The sequence below is a fragment of the Ensifer sp. PDNC004 genome, from assembly GCF_016919405.1.
Lineage (GTDB): Bacteria > Pseudomonadota > Alphaproteobacteria > Rhizobiales > Rhizobiaceae > Ensifer.
Map to the genome: position 1 here is coordinate 2,484,900 of NZ_CP070353.1, position 20,734 is coordinate 2,505,633.

Consider the following 20,734-nt stretch of genomic DNA (forward strand, 5'->3'; position numbering starts at 1 on the left):
GCGCCCTATCGCCTTTTAGGCGGCAGCGCGACCGTTGACGGCGCCGCCCTCTTCGATCGCAGCCTTCAGCGGCTTCACGAGGTCGAGCTTCTCCCAGGAGAAGGAACCGTCGCGGCCAGCCTTGCGGCCGAAGTGGCCATAGGCAGACGTCTTGGCATAGATCGGCTTGTTGAGGTCGAGATGACGGCGGATGCCGGTCGGCGACAGGTCCATCGTCTTGCGGATCGCATCCTCGACCTGGTCTTCCGAAACCTTGCCGGTGCCGTGCAGGTCGACATAGATCGACAGCGGCTGGGCGACGCCGATGGCGTAGGACAGCTGGATCGTGCAACGGTCGGACAGGCCGGCGGCAACGACGTTCTTTGCCAGGTAACGGGCAGCATAGGCGGCCGAACGGTCGACCTTGGTCGTGTCCTTGCCCGAGAAGGCGCCGCCGCCGTGCGGTGCGGCACCGCCATAGGTGTCGACGATGATCTTGCGGCCGGTGAGGCCAGCATCGCCATCCGGGCCGCCGATGACGAACTTGCCGGTCGGGTTGATGTACCAAGTGCAGTCGTCGGCGATCTTCAGGTCGTCGAGGGCTTCGCGGATATAGGGCTCGACAACCGAGCGAACCTTGACCGAATCCCAGGTGTCATCGAGGTGCTGCGTCGACAGAACGATCGAGGTGACTTCCGCCGGCTTGCCGTCGACGTAGCGTACGGTGACCTGGCTCTTGGCGTCGGGGCCGAGCTTGGCGACTTCGCCCTCGCCTTTCTTGCGGGCAGCGGCGAGCAGGTTGAGGATGCGGTGCGAATAGTAGATCGGCGCCGGCATCAACTCTGCGGTTTCGCGGCAGGCGTAGCCGAACATGATGCCCTGGTCGCCAGCACCTTCTTCGCCCTGCTTGTCCGAGGCGCTGTCGACGCCCTGCGCAATGTGGGCGGACTGGAAGTGCAGGAGCACGTCGATCTTCGCGGTCTTCCAGTGGAAGCCGTCCTGCTCATAGCCGATCTCGCGGATCGCCTTGCGGGCCGCGGACTTGAACTTCGAGGGGTTGATGACGTCGTTGCCGTCCTTGTCCTTCTTCAGAAGGCTCGGCGGCAGACGCACTTCGCCGGCGATCACGACGCGGTTGGTGGTTGCCAGCGTCTCGCAGGCGATACGCACGCCCCAGGGATCGACACCGGTCTTGGCCGCTTCACGGTAGACCAGATCCACGATCTCGTCGGAGATACGGTCACACACCTTGTCCGGATGACCTTCGGCTACGGATTCACTCGTGAACAGGTAGTTTGCACGCATGCGGGAAGTCCCCTCAATGAAGAAAAAGCGCTGGCACGGTGTTAGTGGTTTTGCGACCGAAAAACAAGCACACAACGACATAAATATATCTTTATATCGCCATCGCAGCCAATCACTTTGGTGCGCCGGAGGGAAAGGCGCGCAAGAAAAAAGCGGCACAGATGGCCGCTTTATTTTCAAGTCCCGACGGGGAACGTTGGAACTATTCGCTTTCTGCTTCCGCAGCGAGTGCCTTGACGAGATCGACAAGCCGGCGGCGAACCTTCGGGTCGGTGATCTTGACGAAAGCGCGGTTGAGCTGCAGCCCCTCGGAGGACGACAGGAAATCGACGACGTAGTTCGAGCTGGAAGCTTCTGCCATGCCGGACTGACCGGCAGCGTTATCGCCCGGGGCATCTTCGAAGAAGAAGGAAACCGGAACGTTCAGGATGCCTGAAATGTTCTGCAACCGGCTGGCGCCGACGCGGTTCGTGCCCTTCTCGTACTTCTGGATCTGCTGGAAAGTGATCCCCAGGCTTTCGCCGAGCTTCTCTTGGCTCATGCCAAGCATCGTACGGCGAAGACGAATCCGACTTCCGACATGAATGTCGATCGGGTTCGGCTTCTTCTTGTTTTCGATCATATCTGCGTTCCCAAACACGCTGTTTCGTTTATCCATCGCCCAGCATGAGACCTACGCTCACCGAAGCGACCGCCAGGGTGATAAGGACAGAGCCAGCACAACAAGGACGATGGTGCGGACCACTATGCAATTTTAGGGGTTTTAGGTCAATTCTTCCTAATATTAAAACCAACACGCGAAAACACTGCAACCAGAAGGAGGAAGATCGCACCCAGCCAGAAAACGCGGCTTCGCATAGCGTCGTCCAACGGGGTAGGCATCCTTCCCGGCAGAAGTGTGTCGACCACTCCCCTATAATTGTAGGATAATCCTACCATTAAAACCCCACGTGCATCAACAATTGCTGATATACCGCTGTTAGCGGCGCGGACAAGGGGGGTGCCAGTTTCTACGGCCCGTAATTGTGCCTGATGAAAATGCTGGCGCGGGCCCGGCGTATCTCCGAACCAGGCATCGTTGGTGATATTGAGAAGCACATCGGCTCGGCGCGCGGCCCCGTCGATCTCATCCGGGAAGATCGCCTCGTAGCAAACGAGCGGATAGAGCGTGCGGCCGCCGGGCAACGTCAGCAACGAACGGCTCTTTGCCGCGGTGAACCCGCCGGGCATCGACGCGGCGACCGAACTCAGCCCCCAGGACGACAACAGATCCTCGAAAGGGAGATATTCGCCGAAGGGCACCAGATGAACCTTGTCGGCAGCACCGATGATCTGGCCCCGGCCGTCGATCATGTAGATCGAATTGTAGTAGCGGGGCGGCAGGCCTGCACCGGCATCTTCCACGCGCACGGCACCGGCAACCAGGATCTGGTCGTCGTCGAGCACCTCGGCGATACGGGCCAGTGCGTCCGGATTGTCGGTGAGGATGAAGGGGATCGATGTCTCGGGCCAGACGACGATATCCGGCCGCTTGCCGTCTTTCTCCGGAGCGACCGCGGTCAGGGCCAGATGCTCCTCGAACACGTCGGCACGTTCGCCGTCATCGAGCTTCTTTGCCTGATCGATCACCGGCTGGACGAGGCGTACGGTCAGCGGCGGTTCAGGCGAGGCCGGCGCCGGCTGCGCCAGGCGGTAGAAGCCGAAGCCCACATGGGCGGCAAAAAGCACGACGGCAAGCGAAAGTCCGATCCGGCTCCCCCGGCCCGTTGCGATCAGGGCGGGCGCGGCGAAAACGAAGACGGCGAGCATGTTGATGGTCGCGAGATTGACGACGCTTGCCGACTGCATCATCAGCGGCATCGGCATGGCCGCATAGCCGATCGCATTCCAGGGAAAGCCTGTAAAAAGGAAGCTGCGAAGCCATTCGGCAAGGCCGAAGCCGAGGGCGAGTGCGGCGATACGCCCGACGCCATCGGACCAGAACAGGCGGGCGATCAGCGTTGCCAGGGCATAGAAGAGCGCGAGAAAAGCCGGCAGACCGACGACGGCGAGCGGCAGCGCCCAGGCAAACTCATCGGCCTCGACAAGCAGGGCATTGCCGAGCCACCAGAGACCCCCGAGGAAGTAGCCGAAGCCGAACCACCAGCCGACAACCGCCGAGGGCCAGAGCCGCCGGATGAAGCCACCATCCGGATTTCCGGTCGCACCATCAAGCAACCAGACGAGGATCGGGAAAGCGACGAAAGCAAATGCGAAGATGCCGAAGGGCGGCTGCGCCAGAACCGCGATAAGCCCCGCGAAGAAAGCGAGCGAAGCCCGGGGAAACCCGGAAAGTAACATCACCCTGCCAGCCAGTCTTACCATGCAGCCTCCAGTCGATCCCGCCGCCTGCCACGGCGGAGGAGCGCAACAACACCCGAATCAATCGGGGCCAGTCTTCCAAAAAACCGGCTGCTTGTCCCCTTTCGGGGCTGGATTAGGCGCCAAGCCAAGGTGCCCCGGCCCTTGATCAGTACTTACGACACGGGCGTGGGAGACATCGAAGGTAGGCGAGAGAGGGTATCCCGCACGCGCAAAGACGCGCGGGAACCGGACGATTATTGTTCGTCCGCCGTTGCCTCTGGCGCGGCTGCACCGTTGGCGCGATTGATCGCTCCGGCCTCTGCAATCGTCTCGCCTTCCGGCCGCAGAACGCGGCGGCGGGCGGGCGGGCGCTTGCGCATGATGCGGACGCGCTTCACGCGGCGCGGATCGGCATCGAGAATCTGGAACTCGAAGCCCGGGATCGCCTGGACGACCTCGCCGCGCACTGGAATGCGGCCAAGCGAGGCGAAGATCAGGCCACCGAGCGTGTCGACGTCTTCGAGCTGTTCGCGCACATCGAAGTCGGGACCGATTGCCGCGGCGATCTCTTCCAGCTCGACACGGGCGTCGGCGATGAAGACATCGTCCGACGTGCGCGCGAACATGACTTCGTCATCGTCGTGCTCGTCCTCGATGTCGCCGACGACCATCTCGACGATGTCTTCGAGCGAGACGAGACCGTCGGTTCCGCCATATTCGTCGATGACGAGCGCCATCTGGATACGGGCCGCCTGCATGCGCTGCATCAGGTCGGAGGCCAGCATCGATGGCGGCACGAAGAGAAGCTGGCGAACGATGCCCGCCTCTTCCAGCGACTTGCCGAGATCGACGCGCGCAAGGTCGAAACTTGCCTTGGGCGAGCGCGGCGTCTTTTCGGACGCAGCTGTCGTCGACGCCTGGGCCTTGCCGTTACGCCGGCGATTGCGGGCCTGCTTGGTGACGTAGGACAGCAGGTCGCGAATGTGGACCATGCCGCGCGGGTCATCGAGCCCTTCGCTGTAGACCGGCATGCGCGAGCGGCCGGATTCCTCGAAGATCACCATCAGCTCGCCGATGGTGATGCTCTGATCGACCGCCTCGATGTCGGCGCGGGGGACCATCACGTCCTCGACCCGGACCTCGCGGAAGCGCAGGATGTTGTTGAGCATCGCCCGTTCGCCAGGCGAAAAGACCGTGTTGCTGTCGGCATCGGTCTGCAGCGCGTCAGCAAGATCCTCGCGCAGGCTCGATGGACTTGCGCCGCGCAAAAGGCGCGCGGCCCGGCTCCAAAAGGTGGAAGTGGATTTCGTGCCCTCGTGTCGAGTGGCGGTGCTACTACTGCCCGCCTCCGCCTCTCCGGAGGCATCGGCCTCCTCGGTCGCCAGCGCGACGGGCTGTGTTTTATAATCGCTCATCGGTCCAAACTGTTAATCCGGGGTACGATCCCCGTAGGGGTCAGATAAGCCAAGACGCGCCAAAATGCGAGTCTCCAGGCTTTCCATTCTTTCGGCTTCGTCATCTTCCATATGATCATAGCCGAAAAGATGCAGGAATCCATGCACGAGAAGATGCGTCAGGTGCTGATCGAAGGACTTGTCGAGCTCCACCGCCTCGCGCTCGAGCGTCTCGCGAGCAACGATGATGTCGCCGAGCATCGGCCCGGGCATCGATCCAGGCATCACCGGAAAGGCGGGGAAGGACAGAACGTTGGTCGGTTTGTCCTGGTTGCGCCACTCGGCGTTGATCGCCCGCATGGAGGCGTCGTCGGTGAAGACGAGCGAGAGCTCCGGCGCCACCTTCGGCAGCGGCTGCTTTTCTTCGCTTACAAGAAAGGCTGCCGCCGCTTCGAGCACGGGCGACGCGAAGGCGAGCAACGCCTCTTCGTCCGGCCAGTTGCCCTCTTCCACGCTGATCTGGATATCCAATGCCGTCATGATCGCAGCGACCGCCTGTCAGCGGTCGCCCTGCTCGCTTTCGTCGTGCACGGCCGTGTGGGACTCGTAGGCCCTGACGATGCGCGCCACCATCGGATGGCGGACGACATCGGCATCCTTGAAGCGGACGACCGAGACGCCTTCGACGCCTTTCAAGATCTGCAGCGCCTCGACCAGGCCCGACTTGACGCCACGCGGCAAGTCCACCTGGCTCGGATCGCCGGTGACGATCATCCGGCCGTTTTCACCCAGGCGGGTCAAGAACATCTTCATCTGCATCGATGTCGTATTCTGCGCCTCGTCGAGAATGACGGCGGCGTTGCCAAGCGTACGACCGCGCATGAAGGCGAGCGGCGCGATTTCGATGACGCCGGCGGTAATCGCGCGTTCGACCTTGTCGCCCGGCATCATGTCATAGAGCGCGTCGTAGAGAGGCCGAAGGTAAGGATCGACCTTCTCCTTCATGTCGCCCGGCAGGAAGCCCAGGCGCTCGCCCGCCTCGACGGCAGGGCGCGACAGCACGATGCGGTCGACGGCGCCGCGCTCAAGCAGCTGTGCGGCATGGGCAACGGCAAGATAGGTCTTGCCGGTACCGGCGGGGCCTACGCCGAAGACGAGCTCGGACCGCTCGAGCGCACGGATATAGGCATCCTGCGTCGGCGTGCGCGCGGCGATCGTCTTCTTGCGCGTCGAAATCTGCGCCATTGTCAATTTGGCTTTACGCTCCATGGTCGGCAATTGTAGCTGATCGTCGGCGGCAACCGCCATACGGATCGCACCTTCGACATCAGACGTATCGATCGACGCGCCGCTCTGCAACCGCCCGTAGAGATAATCGAGAGCACGGCGGGCCTGGTTGGTGGCGACGACGTCACCCGAGATCGCGACGGAATTGCCGCGCGGCCGGGCGTCGATGCGCAGGCGCTCTTCGAGAAGTTTCAAGTTCTGATCGAACTGGCCGAAGAGCTCGCTGGCGAACCGATTGTTCTCGAAGGTCAGCACGAAGTGATTGGCGTCTGTCGCAGTGGTTTTCGACTGGCGCGTGGATGAAGAGATCAATTCGTGTCCGTTCAAGCGGTTCAGGCTCCTTGTTTTCGGTCCTTACCCGATCATCTCCGCAAACAGGCTGTTCGGCCCGGCCTTGATGATTCGCACCTTGATAATGTCACCGATTTGCGATGCTTTTGCATCAACATTCACCGGCTGCAGCCACGGCGAACGCCCGACGAGCTGGCCGGGCATGCGCCCTTCCTTCTCCAAAAGCAGGTCGATTTCGCGGCCGACGCAGGACTCGGCAAAGGCGCGCTGCTGAGAAAACAGCAAAGCCTGCAATTTTTCCAAGCGCTTGGCTTTCACGTCCTCGGGAACCTGGTCGCCGAGTTCGGCGCCCGGCGTGCCGGGACGGGTCGAATATTTGAACGAAAATGCCTGTGCATAACCCACGGCCTCGACGAGGCGCATGGTGTCTTCGAAGTCCTCGTCGGTCTCGCCGGGGAAGCCGACGATGAAATCGCCCGACAGGGCGAGGTCCGGCTGGACGGCGCGGATGCGCGCGATCAGCGCCAGATATTCCGCCGCCGTATGCCTGCGGTTCATCGCCTTCAGGATGCGGTCGGAGCCCGACTGCACCGGCAGGTGCAGGTAGGGCATCAGCTTTTCCATCGAGCGATGCGCCTCGATCAGGCTGTCATCCATGTCGCGCGGATGGCTGGTAGTATAACGTAGCCGGGCAAGGCCCTCGATCTCGCCAAGGCGTAAAAGCAGGTCGCCAAGGCCCCATTCGCGGCCATCGGGCCCGACGCCATGCCAGGCGTTGACGTTCTGGCCGAGCAGGGTGATCTCGCGCACGCCGCCCTCGACCAGCTTCTCCGCCTCCGAGACGATCTGGGCGACGGGGCGGGAAACCTCGGAGCCGCGCGTATAGGGCACGACACAGAAGGTGCAGAACTTGTCGCAGCCTTCCTGAACCGTGAGGAAGGCGGTGACGCCGCGCAGGCGGGTCTTTGCCTTGTCGGGTGCCGGCAGGTGCTCGAACTTGTCTTCGACGGCATAGTCCGTCTGCACGACGCGCTCGCCGCTGCGGGCGCGCTTCAGCGCCTCGGGCAGGCGGTGATAGGTGGTCGGGCCGATCACGAGATCGACGGCGGGCGCGCGCCGCAGGATCTCGTTGCCTTCGGCCTGCGCGACGCAACCGGCAACGCCGATCACCATCTCGCGGCCTTCCTTGGCCCTTTCCTTCTTCAGGTCGCGCAGGCGGCCGAGTTCGGAATAGACCTTCTCAGCCGCCTTCTCGCGGATGTGACAGGTGTTGAGCAGCACGAAGTCTGCGTCTTCCAGCACGTCGGTCGAGACATAGCCGTCGCGCGACAGGGCGTCCGTCATGCGGTCGGAATCGTAGACGTTCATCTGGCAGCCGTAGGTCTTGACGAAGACCTTGCGGGCCGGGGCGCGCTCGTCGCCCGTGGCGGGCGTCGTCGACAGAAGGGCAGTTTCCTGGGTCATGCCGGGTTCTTTAGTGCAAAGTGGTCGGAAGTTGAAGTATTTTCGGCGCAGCCGCCCTTGCCCGGGACGTCTCAGGCCCGCCCGCGCAGACGATCCGACAGCATGCTGCGGATGCGTTGCTCGACCGTACGGCTCACTTCCTTGCGATTGGTGTGGCGGTCGTAGTCGATCGCCTCACCGAAATCGACATCGACCTCGATCGCGCCCTCGCGCAGGATGCCGAGCAGATGCGGCACCAGTTCGGTATCGCCCGGCCAGGCGGCGATCGGCCGGTTGAAGCGGCCCATCGGCATGCCGTGGATGCCGGTATAGGAGATCGCGACCGGCTGCACATGCACGAGACCGGTCGGCGAATGCGGCACGGCGGAAGCGGCCGCTCCGAAAAGCGAGGTCTTGATCTCCAGAAGACGGTTGCCGTCCGAAGTCGTCCCCTCGGGAAACAGCACGACGATTTCGCCGGCGGCCATGCGCTCGCCGATTTCGCTCACCTGCTTGCCGGTCGAGCGCTTCTGTTCCCGCTCGACGAAAATCGACGCCTGCAGCCGGGCAAGCACGCCGAAGACCGGCCAACCCTTCACCTCGGACTTGGCGACGAAGACGACGTCGGCAACCGAGGAAAGCACCAGAATGTCTTTCCAGGAGGCATGGTTGGCGCAGATCAAAAGCGGCCGGCGGCGATCCGCCATTCCGTGGACGCGCACCTTGATGCCGAGAAGGTAACAGGCGAGCCGGTGCCAATATCGCGGCAGACGGCGCCGGGGTTTCAGCTCAAGCCAGAGGCAGACGACCTGGATCGGCATCAGCACGAGCGAAACCAGCGCCAGAAGCGCTGCGAAGATCGCGATCCGTAGCCAATTGACCATCCGGGAAGAGTTTTCCTGCGCGAGACCTTGAGAATCGCGATGATCTTCAGCCGAACCGCGGCGCGATCATCGTGACCTGTTCCAAATTGGGTAAAGCCGGATGCGGGCGAAAGACCGCCTTGGCCTTCCTCATCCTGCTCCTGTCCGTGTCGGGACTAGCGAAGATCGAGCCGCATGACAAGCGCGGCGGTCCGCTGGCCGGCCTTGTCCTGGTAATAGGCGCGGCGTTCGCCGACCTTGTTGAAGCCAAGCTTACGGTAAAGCCCGATTGCCGGCTCATTGGTCTCGTCCACTTCGAGGAACAGGGCCTCTGAGCCCTTGACCAGCGCTTCGCGCATCGCCGCCTGCATCAACCGCCAGCCGAGACCGGAGCGGGCATAACGCGGCTCGACGCCGATCGTCAGGATTTCCGCCTCGCCGGCAACCGCACGCGACAGGACAAACCCACCGAAGGCCGGGCGGAAGCTGCCATTGGTCTGCCGGGCGACAAAGCCGAACACCGTTTCCTGCACCAAAAGCGCATGGATTTCGCCATCGCTCCACGGGGACGCGAAACGCTGACGGTGCAGCGCCGCCGCGGCGATCAGGTCCGCTTCCTCCAGGGGGAAGATGTCGAACTCGGTACGGCGGGTGAAGTAGTCGGTAAAGCTCATCTCGGTCTATGCTCGGGCAATCGCGAAGCCCGCCTGCGGCTTTGCGTCGGGGCCTCTGAGATATAGCGGACGCGGCTTGGCCGAGGCTGGATCGGCAGCGGCGCCAAGGGCGGCAACCGCGGCAACGTCGATGAGTTCTGAAGGTTTGGACGGCAGATCGTCAGCAACGAGATGCGCGCCGGAGCCGCCAATGACGCCGTCGAAATCGGCGAAGCGTTCGCGGGCACTTTCGACGGAGAGGGCTTCGGGCTCGCCTGTGGCACCGCCGGTCGCATCGAAAGCCTGGAGATAGACCTCGTCCCGCTTGGCGTCGATGGCAACGAGGACGGGCTTTCCGGCAGCCGTGCGGCGCAGTCCCTCGGCGACGACGGCAAGCGTCGAGACGCCGACGGCGGGTTTGCCGAGCGCCAGAGCCAGGCCACGAGCGGCCGCGACGCCAACGCGAATGCCGGTGAAGGATCCCGGGCCGACGGTGACGGCGATACGGTCGATAGCGTCAAGCGACCGGCCGGACGCAGCCAGCGCCTCGTCGACGAATTCCATCAGCCGTTCGGCATGTCCCTTGCCGAGATCGGCCCCGGAACGCCCGAGCACGGCTTCCGTTTCGCTGTCATAGACGGCAACGGAGCAACCGGAACCGGACGTGTCGAGCGCAAGTACAATCATTTCAACGCAGGATCTTTCAGACGCCACAAGCCGCAAAGCCGATCGGGCTTTGCGGCAAAATCGATACGCGAAACCGGCGCGCCGGACAGGCGCGCGCTATTTTACACGGCCTCGACGGCCTCCACCTCGGGAACGAAGTGGCGCAGCAGGTTCTGCACGCCATGCTTCAGCGTCGCGGTGGACGACGGGCAACCGGAGCAGGCGCCCTTCATGTTGAGGAACACAGTCCCGTCCTTGAAGCCACGGAACGTGATGTCGCCGCCATCCTGGGCGACGGCCGGACGCACGCGGGTTTCCAGGAGTTCCTTGATCGTGGCGACGATCGTCTCGTCACCCTCGTCGAAGAACTCGTCTTCCTCGTCGGACTGCTCGGCGCGGCCGCTGCCAGCCATGATCGCCTGGCCCGACATGAAGTGCTCCATGATCGAACCGAGGATCGCCGGCTTCAGGTGCTGCCATTCCTGGCCTTCCTTGGTGACGGTGATGAAATCGTAGCCGAAATAGACGCCGGTGACGCCGGGGATCGAAAACAGCCGTGCCGCAAGCGGCGAGCCGGCGCGTGCTTCTTCCTCGTCGCGGAATTCGGCCGTGCCGTTTTCCAGGACGACCTTGCCCGGCAAAAACTTCAGCGTCGCCGGGTTCGGCGTGGCTTCGGTCTGAATGAACATGTCTGTCTCCGTTTCGCCGGGAGCGGCATCCGCCCAGCTTTTTAGAATAATTCAAAAGAATATAGGAGCATGGCTCTCGGCTCGCAAGAGCGCATAGCGACGCAGGTCAGCTGAGCGCGTCGATCTCCTCGTCCGTCAGGGCATCGGGGATGACCGTCACGGGGATCGGAAAGGCCGCGGCCTTGCCCGCAATGGACGACACCAGCGGACCGGGGCCTTCCTTCGCCGAACCGGCTGCCAGGACCAGAATGGCGATATCGCGATCCTCTTCGATCGCCGCGTGGATCTGATCGGTCGCCGCGCCCTCGCGGATGACGACTTCCGGCTCGATACCGATGCGCTCGCGCACCGACTGGGACACCTTGGCGAGCGTCGCCTCGGCCTCCTCGCGTGCTTCCGCACGCATGATTTCCTCAACCCCCAGCCATTGCTGGAAGTCGCCGTCGGCGATCACATAGAGCAGGACGAGGCCACCATTGGAATTTTTGGCGCGCATGCCCGCATAGTGCACGGCGCGCCCGCATTCCGGGGTATCGTCAATCACCGCCATGAATTTGCGGCGATGTCCTTCAAGTCGAGAGAGTCGGGTCGAGACCATAGGGTGAACAATACATCCCGCGCGAGCCGCCGCAAGGTCTGATTTTTGCGTTTCAGACGAGGACACGGAAAAGTGCCCGAGGCTTCCGGTCGAGGTTCACTTCGGCTGGTGAAAGCCGACCATCAAAATGAAATTGGGTCCGGGAGTTCCCCGGACCCAGTCAATTTACTGCAGGAAGCCGATGATTTCGCGCACTTCGCGCATCGTCTTTTCCGCCCGCGCCCGCGCCCGCTCGCCGCCATCCCTGAGGATCGCGTCGATATGGGCGGTGTCGCCCATCAGCCGGCGCATCTCAGCCGTGATCGGCGAGAGAACCTCGACCGCAAGGTCGACCAGCGCCGGCTTGAAGACCGAGAACTGCTGTCCACCGAACTCGGCGAGCACCTGCTCCTTGGTCTTGTCAGACAGCGCCGCGTAGATGCCGACGAGGTTTTCGGCTTCCGGACGGCCCTTCAGGCCGTCCACTTCGCTCGGAAGCGCGTCCGGATCGGTCTTGGCCTTGCGGATCTTCTTCGAGATCGTCTCCGCATCGTCCATCAGGTTGACGCGCGAGAGATCGGACGGGTCCGACTTCGACATCTTCTTGGTGCCGTCACGCAGCGACATGACGCGCGGCGTCGCGCCACCGATCAGCGGCTCCACCGGCGGGAAGTAGGCATGGATCGGCTCCTCACCGACGACCATGTCGACACCGCAACCGGCGCTGCGGATATGCTCCATGAAGTCGATGTTGAACTTCTGGGCGATGTCGCGCGTCAGCTCCAGGTGCTGCTTCTGGTCGTCACCGACAGGAACATGGGTGGCGCGATAGACGAGGATGTCGGCCGCCATCAGGCTCGGATAGGCGAGCAGACCGAGCGAGGCGTTCTCGCGGTCCTTGCCGGCCTTGTCCTTGAACTGCGTCATGCGGTTCATCCAGCCGATGCGGGCGACGCAGTTGAAGATCCAGGCGAGTTCCGCATGCTGCGGCACGGCCGACTGGTTGAAAACGATGTGCTCCTTCGGGTCGATGCCCGAAGCGATGAAGGCGGCGGCGATCGAGCGGATCTGCCCCTTCAGGTCCTCATGCACGAGCTGCGCGGTGATCGAGTGCAGGTCGACGACGCAGTAGATGCAATCGTTGTTTTCCTGCAGCGCCACGAACTTGCGGATCGCGCCGAGATAATTGCCGAGATGGAGATTGCCCGTCGGCTGAACGCCGGAAAATACGAGCGGCTTGAATTCGTTCATGTCGTCCTCAATAGGCTGGTGGAGGGCCCCAGGGCCGGCTGGCCCATGTTGCTAACGGCATGGCTTATGCACGCAGGATGCAAGGCAATCAAGGGGCCCGGCGAGGCACCCTCATGCCGCCGGCTGCAGCAGATCCCAATGGTTGCCGAACGGGTCGCTGAAGACCGCCACAGTGCCATAGGGCTCGTGGCGCGGCGCTTCGAGAAAGACGACGCCTGCGGCCAGCATCGCCGCATGGTCGCGGGAAAAATCGTCGGTGAACAGGAAGAAGCCGACCCGGCCGCCGGTCTGGTTGCCGATCGCCGCCTGCTGGCGCTCGCCGTCCGCCTTGGCGAGCAGCAAAGCCGTCTCGACCGCACCCTTGGGACGAACGACGACCCAGCGTTTGGTCGCATCGAGGACGGTGTCTTCGACGAGATCGAAACCGAGCTTACCGCAATAGAAGGCGATGCCGGCATCGTAATCCGGCACGACCAGGGCAATGCGTGCAATGGTCTGGCGCATCAGTCGCTCGCCTCAGGTGCTGCGGCGGGCGCTTTCGCCCCGCGCTTGATGTTGCGGCGGATCATCCCGAGGCTCGCGCCACCGAGCCCGAAGGCAAGCGCAAAGTAGATCACCATGGCGACCGCGACGAGACCCGTCAGCGTCGTTGCCCGCGTGAAGAGCGAGGCTGCCGAGGACAGCTCGAAGGCGAACCAGTCGACAGCATAATACAGCGCCGCCGCCATGCCCGCCGCGGCGAGGACGAGACGCGGGATACGGGTCAGAAGCGGGATGTCCCTGCCCCAATGGCCGCGCCAGACAAGCGTTGCGAACAGCAGCACGGCATTGACCCAGCCGGCAACGATCTCGGCGGTGGCGATGCCGCTGGCGCCAAGCCGTGGGAACAGGGTGAGCGCCAGGGACACGTTCACGACGACGGAAATCGCAGCGAAAATCATCGGCGTGCGCGTATCTTCACGCGCGAAGAAGCCGGGAATGAAGGCTTTGATCAGCACGAAAGCCGGCAGGCCGAGACCGTAGATCGCCAGAATATGACCGACGATGACGGTCGAATCGGCCGAGAACTTGCCGCGCTCGAACAGCAACCGGACGATCGGCTCGGACATGACGAGCAAGGCGGCCGCGGCTGGCAGTGTCAGGAACAGCGTGAACTCGACCGAGCGGTTCTGCAGGTTCGAGGCCTCGTTGACGTTGCCCGAACGCAGCGCCCGGGCAAGTTCCGGCAGAAGCACGGTTGCGACGGCAATGCCGACGACACCGAGCGGAAGCTGATAGATGCGGTCGGCATAGACGAGCGATGACACCGCACCTTCCTGCGCCGAGGCGATGTTGGTGTTGATCAGGAGGTTGATCTGGGTGATGCCGCCGGTGATCGCCGCCGGAAGCGCCAGCACCAAAAGACGCCGGACATTGGCGGTCATCTTCGGGCGGCGAAGGCCGATCTTGATACCGGCGTCGCGCACGGCGATCCAGACGATCGCAAGCTGAACGAGACCGGCGGCCATGACGCCCCAGGAAAGTCCGTAGCCGACCGCGATCGGATCCTGACCCGCATACCAGGCATAGCCGAGCACACCGATGAGGATGAAATTGAGGAAGACCGGTGCGATCGCCGCTGCGAAATAGCGGTGTAGCGAATTCAGCATGCCCGCCATCATCGCCGCCAGCGACATGCAGGCGAGATAGGGGAACATGATCGCCGCAAAGACGATGGTGCTGCCTAGCTTTTCCGGGTCGTCGGCAAAGCCGGGCGCAATCAGGTTGCTGACGATGAAGGGCATCGTCAATTCCATCGCGATCGTCAGGAACAGGAGCACGGTGAAGAGGACGCCGAAGACCTCCTCGGAGAAGCGCCGGGCGCCGTCCATGCCGTTCGCCTCGATCTCCCGGGCAAAGAGCGGCACGAAGGCGGAATTGAAGGCGCCTTCGGCAAAGAGGCGCCGGAAGGTGTTGGGCAGGCGGAAGGCGGTGTTGAAGGCGTCGGCAACGGGGCCGGTGCCAAGCGCTGCCGCCATGAAGGTTTCGCGGATGAAGCCGAACAGGCGGCTTCCGAGCGTCGCGCCGCCGACGGTTGCAAATTTCTTGACCAGACTCATGTTTCGGCTTTTGTCGTTCTGTGAGCGGAGGAAACGCCCGGGGGCGGCGCGATGATGCCCGAGGGCATGCGGTCGCGCGCTTCGTCCCCCTCCCCGGCCATGACGGCCTTGAGGCGTGCGGCAATGTTCATCTGTCGGTTTTCACTCGTCACCTTCTGGCCGACAAGGTCGGTGACGTAGAAGGTGTCGATCACCTTCTCGCCGAAGGTGGTGATGTGCGCCGAGGCGATGTCGAGCGAAAGATCGGACAGCACCGCGGTGATCTCGGACAGGAGGCCCGGACGGTCGAGGCCTTCGACCTCGATCACCGTGAACTTGTTCGACAGCGTGTTGCTGATCGTCACTTCCGGCGTGACGGTAAACGCCTTGGTGCGCTTCTTAACCTTGGTGCGGCTGGCAATCACCTCCGGCAGGCGCTTGCGGCCCGAAAGCACGTCCTCGATCAGCTTGCCGATGCTGGCAGCCCGGCGCATCTCGTCCTCGTCGACGGCGAACTCGCGGTTGACGAGGATGGTGTCGAGCGCGCGTCCGTCCGAGGTCGTGAAGATCTGCGCGTCGACGATGTTGGCGCCGGCGGCCGCACAGGCCCCGGCAATGACAGTCAGAAGCCGCGGATGGTCCGGCGAAAGCACGGTGATTTCGGTGATCGCGTGGAACTGGTGGGTGCGCACCATGGTCGCGAGAGCCTTGCCGGCGGCATCCGCCTCGCGGATGAAGCGCGCATGCCGGATCTGGTCTTCCAGCGCCACCGTCAGGAGATAGGGCTGGTAGTGCAGGCGCACATAGTCGTCGCGCTCCTTTTCGGACCAATCCGTCAGGGCCTCGCCGAGCATGATCGCGGCATGGGCCGCACGTTCCTTGCGCGACAGTTCCGAGAAGCCGCCCGACAGCAACAGCTCGGTCTCGTAATAGAGCGTGCGCAGGAGCTGGCCCTTCCAGCCGTTCCAGACACCCGGGCCGACGGCGCGGATATCGCAGACGGTCAGGACGAGCAGCATCTTCAGCCGGTCGAGCGACTGCACTCGCTCGGCGAAATCGACGATCGTCTTGCGGTCGTTGAGGTCGCGCGTCTGGGCGACCATCGACATCAGCAGATGCTCCTCGATCAGCCAGGCGACCAGTTCCGTCTGCTTCGGCGACAGCCCGAAGCGCGGGCAGAGCTTGCGCGCCACCTTGGCGCCAGCGGTCGAGTGATCCTCGGGCCGGCCTTTGGCGATGTCGTGCAGCAGCACGGCGACATAGAGCGCCTCGCGGTCCTCGATCCCCGGCATCAGCTTGGCGACGAGCGGATGGGCCTCCTCCTCGATGCCGCCTTCGATGCGCGACAGCACGTCGACGGTGCGCAGCAGATGCTCGTCGACCGTATAGTGATGATACATGTTGAACTGCATCATCGAGACGATCTTGCCGAAATCCGGAATGAAGCGGCCGAGCACACCGGCTTCGTTCATGCGCCGCAGGATCAGCTCCGGCTTGCGGCGGGACGTGAGGATCGACAGGAAGAGGCGGTTCGCCTCCTCGTTTTCGCGCAGCGCCGGCTTGATCAGGCTCAGCGACCGCGTGACCTGGCGCAGTGCCGCCGGATGGAATTCGAGCCCGTTGATATCGGCGATGTGGAAGAAGCGCAGCAGATTGACCGGATCGCGCTTGAAGACATCGGGGCTTGCAAGCGCGATGCGACCGCCGTCGTCGACGAAATCGAGCGTACCGGCGATCTTGCGGCTGCGATGGGTGAAGCGGCCGATGATGCCGGAAATGCCGGGCGCGTCCTTGGCCTGCTGGTCTTCGAGCGCTGCGCAGAAGATGCGGGTGAGATCGCCGACGTCCTTGGCCACCAGGAAGAAGTGCTTCATGAAGCGTTCGACGGCGGACAGGCCAGGGTGGTCATGGTAACCGAGCGCCTCGGCGATCTCACGCTGGATATCGAAGGAAAGCCGCTCCTCGGATTTGCCGGTGAGGAAATGCATGTGGCAGCGCACCGCCCAGAGGAAGTCCTCGGCTTTCTGGAAGAGTTGGTACTCCTGCCGCGACAAGACGCCGAGCTTGACGAGGTCGGCAGTGTCCTTCAGCCGGTAGAAGTACTTGGCGATCCAGAACAGCGTGTGCAGGTCGCGGAGCCCGCCCTTGCCTTCCTTGACGTTCGGCTCGACGAGATAGCGCGTGTCGCCGGCCTTGCGGTGACGCTCGTCGCGCTCGGCCAGCTTGGCGGCGATGAAATCCGGGCCGGTGTTGCGGACGATCTCGTGGTCGAAGCGGGTTTCCAGTTCGGCGCAGAGCGTCTGCGAGCCGCAGATGTAGCGTGTCTCGAGGATGGCCGTGCGGATCGTCATGTCGGCGCGTGACAACCGGATGCACTCATCGATGGTGCGGGTGGCGTGGCCGACCTTGAAGCCCAGATCCCAGAGAATATAGAGCATGAACTCGATCGCCGGCTCGGCCCAGACGGCCTTTTTCACCGGCAGCAGGAACAGAAGGTCGATGTCGGAACCGGGCGCCAGCGTGCCGCGGCCATAGCCGCCGACCGCCGTCACGGCGATCCGCGACGCCGGCGGTGCATTGGCGGCATCGAAGATCTCGTTCAGCACGAAATCATGCAGGACCATGATCAGCCGATCCTGCAGCCAGGAAATACGCTCGGCGCAGAGAATGCCGGCACCGTCGGCATTGAACAGTTCACGGGCCTTTGCCCGGCCAGCGACGTTTGCCTGCTTGAAGGCCGCGAGCAGCGCCTGACGCATCGGGTCGCGCTGTTCGGCATGGGCCGAGGCGATGAAGTCGCATTTCGCCCGGAGCGCTGCGACGTCGAGAATTTCGGGAAAGGAAATGTCTTGTCTGCCCATGAAGTGCCGAGGGGCGCCCTGTCCGACTGGTTGCGTGGTCGTTCGCTGTCAAGCGCTCCTGCATGATCCTTGCGACCGAGGCCGAATAAAGACCAAACAGCAATCAAGCGCCGCGCCGGCAAAGGCGCGCGGCGCTGTATAGCCTTTTTACCGACGGCTTGCACAGGAAAAAGGCGCAGCGCATAGGCCAAGGGTTGTTGGAATGCGGGCGGGAAACCGCACGCACGTTCCTCACCCCGCCTTGGTCGCGCTCAATTCCTTCTTCAGCGCATAGAGCGCATCGAGCGCCTCGCGCGGCGTCATGTCGTCGGGGTTCAGCGCCTTCAGCGCCTCGTCGACCTTGGAATTTCCGGCGGGCTTCACCTCTTCGCGGCGGATCGCCACCTGGAACAGCGGCAGATCGTCGATCAGCTGGCTCGCCGGGTTCTTGCGGTCCGCATCCTCGAGCTTGGCGAGTACGTCCTTGGCGCGCGCCACGACCGAGGCCGGCAGACCGGCGAGACGGGCGACCTGAATGCCGTAGGAGCGATCGGCAGCACCCGGACCGACCTCGTGCAGGAAGATCACGTCGCCGTGCCATTCCTTGACGCGCATCGTCGCGTTCGAGAGACGGCCGAGCTTTTCCGAAAGCACGGTCAACTCATGGAAGTGGGTGGCGAAGAGACCGCGGCAGCGGTTCGCCTCATGCAGGTGCTCGACCGCCGCCCAGGCGATCGACAGGCCGTCGAAGGTGGCGGTGCCGCGGCCGATCTCGTCGAGGATGACCAGCGAGCGGTCGGTTGCCTGGTTGAGGATCGCGGCCGTCTCGACCATCTCGACCATGAAGGTCGAGCGGCCGCGCGCCAGATCGTCGGAGGCGCCGACGCGGGAGAAGAGCCGGTCGACGATGCCGATATGGGCGCTCGCGGCAGGCACGAAGGTGCCCATCTGCGCCATGATCGCGATCAACGCGTTCTGGCGCAGGAAGGTCGACTTACCGCCCATGTTGGGACCGGTGAGCAGCCAGATCGCGCCGCCCTCCTCGCCTTCGGGCGGGGAGAGATCGCAGCCATTGGCGACAAAGGCATTCGACGCCTGGCGCTTCAGCGCCTGCTCGACCACCGGATGGCGGCCGCCGTCGATCGCAAACATGCGCGAGCGATCGACTGTGGGGCGGGCATAGGCCTGTTCCTCGGCGAGAACCGCAAGACCGACGGAGACGTCGACGGTCGCAAGCGCCAGTGCCGCCGCCTTCAGCGTCTCGGCAGCAGCGACGACCTCTGCCGTCATCCGGTCAAAGGCTTCAAGCTCGATCGACAGCGCGCGGTCAGCGGCGTTGGCGATCTTGCTTTCAAGCTCGGCCAGTTCCGTCGTGGTGAAGCGCATCGCGTTCGCCATCGTCTGTCGATGGATGAAACGGGCACGGCCGGCATCCGTGTCTGTCATCGAACCGGCATTGCCCGCCGTCACCTCGATGAAGTAGCCGAGAACGTTGTTGTGCTTGATCTTCAGCGACTTGATGCCGGTCTCTTCGGAATATTGCAGCTGCAGCCCGGCGATCACCCGGCGAGACTGATCGCGCAGGCCCCGGACCTCGTCGAGCTCGGCATTGGCGCCTTCGCACACGAAACCGCCGTCGCGCTTCAGAAGCGGCAGCTCGTCGCCAAGCGTCGCATCGAGCAGGCCGAGCAGACCGGCAGGCAGCGCCTCGATCGAAGCGCGCGCACCTTTCAGCTCATCAGACAGCGTGCCGGCCGCCATCATCCGCGCAATCGACGCGGAGGCATGCAGGCCGGCCCGGATGGCGCCGAGATCGCGCGGGCCACCACGGCCGAGCGCCAGCCGCGACAGGGCACGCGGCATATCCGGCGCGCGACGCAGCGCATCGCGCAGGTCGCCGGCAAAGGACGGCTGATCCGCAAGGATCTCGATCGAGTCGAGACGCTCATTGATACGGTCCGGGTCGGTCAGCGGCGACATCAGCCGCTCGGCCAGAAGCCGGGCGCCGCCGCTTGTCACGGTGCGGTCGAGCGCCTTCAAGAGGGTGCCTTCGCGTGCGCCGGACAGCGTCTTTACCAGTTCCAGATTGCCGCGGGTCGCCGGGTCGATGAAGAGCGTCGAGGCGGCACTTTCGCGCTCGGGCGTACCGAGCGCCGGCCGCTCGGCAAGCTGGGTCTTTTCGACATAGGAAATGGCAGCAGACGCCGCTGCGAGTTCGGCGCGGGAAAACGTGCCAAAGCCATCGAGCGTCTTGACGCCGAAGTAGCGGCTGATGCGGCCTTCCGCCGTCGCGCTGTCGAACAGCACCGCCGGCTGCGGCACGGCCACGCGGCCGAGCACGTCGAAGACGGGCCTTAGTTCCGGGTCGTGAAAGACCGTATCGGCCAGGATCAGTTCGCGCGGCTCGATGCGCAGGATATCGGCAAGCAGCCGGCTCTCGGCGGTTTCGGCGAGGCGGAAGATGCCGGTGGAGATGTCGATCCAGGCAAGCGCGTAGGCCGGCTCCGAGCCGCTCTTGATCCGCGCCAGCGCCATCAGATAGTTGGTCTCGGACGGCGAAAGCAGTTTCTCTTCGGTGATCGTACCCGGCGTGACCAGGCGCACCACGTCGCGGCGCACCACTGACTTGGCTCCGCGCTTCTTGGCTTCCGCCGGGTCTTCCACCTGCTCGCAGACGGCGACGCGGAAGCCGAGGCCGATCAGCTTCTGCAGGTAATCATCGGCCGCATGCACCGGCACGCCGCACATCGGGATCTCCTGCCCCATATGCTGGCCACGCTTGGTCAGCGTGATGCCGAGCGCGCGCGAGGCTTCGACCGCGTCCTGGAAGAACAGCTCGTAGAAGTCGCCCATGCGATAGAACAGCAGCGAGTCCGGGTTGTTCGCCTTGATCTCGATGAATTGTTCCATCATCGGCGTCGCGGTGGAACGGCTTTCCTCGCTCGCCAATTCGGCTGCGGATAAAACCTCCCCCGCGCGGGTCGAATAGTCTGTCACGAAATTCATGATTGTTCCGAAAAAAGAGATGGCACACTATCGCCAAGCAAATATAGACGACAACCATAAAGAGGCGCG

Annotated in this window: 17 protein-coding genes; all 17 read right to left on the reverse strand. The window is 63.5% G+C overall.

What is annotated here, in order from left to right:
* Positions 1 to 15 precede the first annotated feature (15 nt).
* A complete protein-coding gene (metK, locus tag JVX98_RS20305; protein WP_192448008.1) occupies positions 16 to 1,284 on the reverse strand; it encodes a methionine adenosyltransferase in 1,269 nt (422 codons plus the stop codon).
* Between the two features lie 202 nt (positions 1,285 to 1,486).
* A complete protein-coding gene (locus JVX98_RS20310; RefSeq protein ID WP_034797393.1) occupies positions 1,487 to 1,906 on the reverse strand; it encodes a helix-turn-helix domain-containing protein in 420 nt (139 codons plus the stop codon).
* 146 nt (positions 1,907 to 2,052) lie between these two features.
* On the reverse strand, positions 2,053 to 3,648 hold the full coding sequence (gene lnt, locus JVX98_RS20315; protein WP_192448009.1) for an apolipoprotein N-acyltransferase: 1,596 nt from the start codon (positions 3,646 to 3,648) through the stop codon (positions 2,053 to 2,055).
* A 233-nt stretch (positions 3,649 to 3,881) separates the two neighbouring features.
* On the reverse strand, positions 3,882 to 5,042 hold the full coding sequence (locus JVX98_RS20320; RefSeq protein ID WP_192448010.1) for a hemolysin family protein: 1,161 nt from the start codon (positions 5,040 to 5,042) through the stop codon (positions 3,882 to 3,884).
* A 12-nt stretch (positions 5,043 to 5,054) separates the two neighbouring features.
* Positions 5,055 to 5,561, reverse strand: coding sequence for an rRNA maturation RNase YbeY (gene ybeY, locus JVX98_RS20325; protein WP_205237221.1), 507 nt, complete (start codon positions 5,559 to 5,561; stop codon positions 5,055 to 5,057).
* 18 nt (positions 5,562 to 5,579) lie between these two features.
* Complete coding sequence (locus JVX98_RS20330; protein ID WP_043615671.1) at positions 5,580 to 6,635, reverse strand: PhoH family protein; 1,056 nt, start codon at positions 6,633 to 6,635, stop codon at positions 5,580 to 5,582.
* A 27-nt stretch (positions 6,636 to 6,662) separates the two neighbouring features.
* Positions 6,663 to 8,063 (reverse strand): tRNA (N6-isopentenyl adenosine(37)-C2)-methylthiotransferase MiaB, encoded by a 1,401-nt coding sequence (gene miaB / locus JVX98_RS20335; RefSeq protein ID WP_043615669.1) that lies wholly within the window; start codon positions 8,061 to 8,063, stop codon positions 6,663 to 6,665.
* Positions 8,064 to 8,134: 71 nt separating this feature from the next.
* Positions 8,135 to 8,926: a 1-acyl-sn-glycerol-3-phosphate acyltransferase gene (locus tag JVX98_RS20340; RefSeq protein WP_205237222.1), complete on the reverse strand. Its 792-nt coding sequence runs from the start codon at positions 8,924 to 8,926 to the stop codon at positions 8,135 to 8,137.
* 155 nt (positions 8,927 to 9,081) lie between these two features.
* Positions 9,082 to 9,579, reverse strand: a complete 498-nt coding sequence (locus tag JVX98_RS20345) for a GNAT family N-acetyltransferase (RefSeq protein WP_205237223.1) — start codon at positions 9,577 to 9,579, stop codon at positions 9,082 to 9,084.
* Positions 9,580 to 9,585: 6 nt separating this feature from the next.
* Positions 9,586 to 10,245: a tRNA (adenosine(37)-N6)-threonylcarbamoyltransferase complex dimerization subunit type 1 TsaB gene (gene tsaB, locus JVX98_RS20350; protein WP_192448014.1), complete on the reverse strand. Its 660-nt coding sequence runs from the start codon at positions 10,243 to 10,245 to the stop codon at positions 9,586 to 9,588.
* Between the two features lie 101 nt (positions 10,246 to 10,346).
* The gene (locus tag JVX98_RS20355) at positions 10,347 to 10,913 is read right to left on the reverse strand and encodes a NifU family protein (RefSeq protein WP_043615659.1); all 567 of its coding nucleotides are present in this window, start codon (positions 10,911 to 10,913) and stop codon (positions 10,347 to 10,349) included.
* A 106-nt stretch (positions 10,914 to 11,019) separates the two neighbouring features.
* Positions 11,020 to 11,511: a universal stress protein gene (locus JVX98_RS20360; protein ID WP_205239490.1), complete on the reverse strand. Its 492-nt coding sequence runs from the start codon at positions 11,509 to 11,511 to the stop codon at positions 11,020 to 11,022.
* A gap of 165 nt (positions 11,512 to 11,676) precedes the next feature.
* Complete coding sequence (trpS, locus tag JVX98_RS20365) at positions 11,677 to 12,741, reverse strand: tryptophan--tRNA ligase (RefSeq protein WP_205237224.1); 1,065 nt, start codon at positions 12,739 to 12,741, stop codon at positions 11,677 to 11,679.
* Positions 12,742 to 12,852: 111 nt separating this feature from the next.
* Positions 12,853 to 13,245 (reverse strand): VOC family protein, encoded by a 393-nt coding sequence (locus tag JVX98_RS20370; protein ID WP_192448016.1) that lies wholly within the window; start codon positions 13,243 to 13,245, stop codon positions 12,853 to 12,855.
* Positions 13,245 to 14,840 carry a murein biosynthesis integral membrane protein MurJ gene (murJ, locus tag JVX98_RS20375; RefSeq protein ID WP_205237225.1) on the reverse strand — a complete coding sequence of 532 codons (1,596 nt, stop codon included), beginning with the start codon at positions 14,838 to 14,840 and terminating at the stop codon, positions 13,245 to 13,247. Before murJ ends, JVX98_RS20370 begins: the two co-directional genes overlap by 1 nt.
* The gene (locus JVX98_RS20380; protein WP_205237226.1) at positions 14,837 to 17,680 is read right to left on the reverse strand and encodes a [protein-PII] uridylyltransferase; all 2,844 of its coding nucleotides are present in this window, start codon (positions 17,678 to 17,680) and stop codon (positions 14,837 to 14,839) included. The genes murJ and JVX98_RS20380 overlap by 4 nt, the downstream gene beginning before the upstream one ends.
* Positions 17,681 to 17,911: 231 nt before the next feature.
* Positions 17,912 to 20,665 carry a DNA mismatch repair protein MutS gene (mutS, locus tag JVX98_RS20385; RefSeq protein WP_205237227.1) on the reverse strand — a complete coding sequence of 918 codons (2,754 nt, stop codon included), beginning with the start codon at positions 20,663 to 20,665 and terminating at the stop codon, positions 17,912 to 17,914.
* Positions 20,666 to 20,734: the final 69 nt, after the last annotated feature.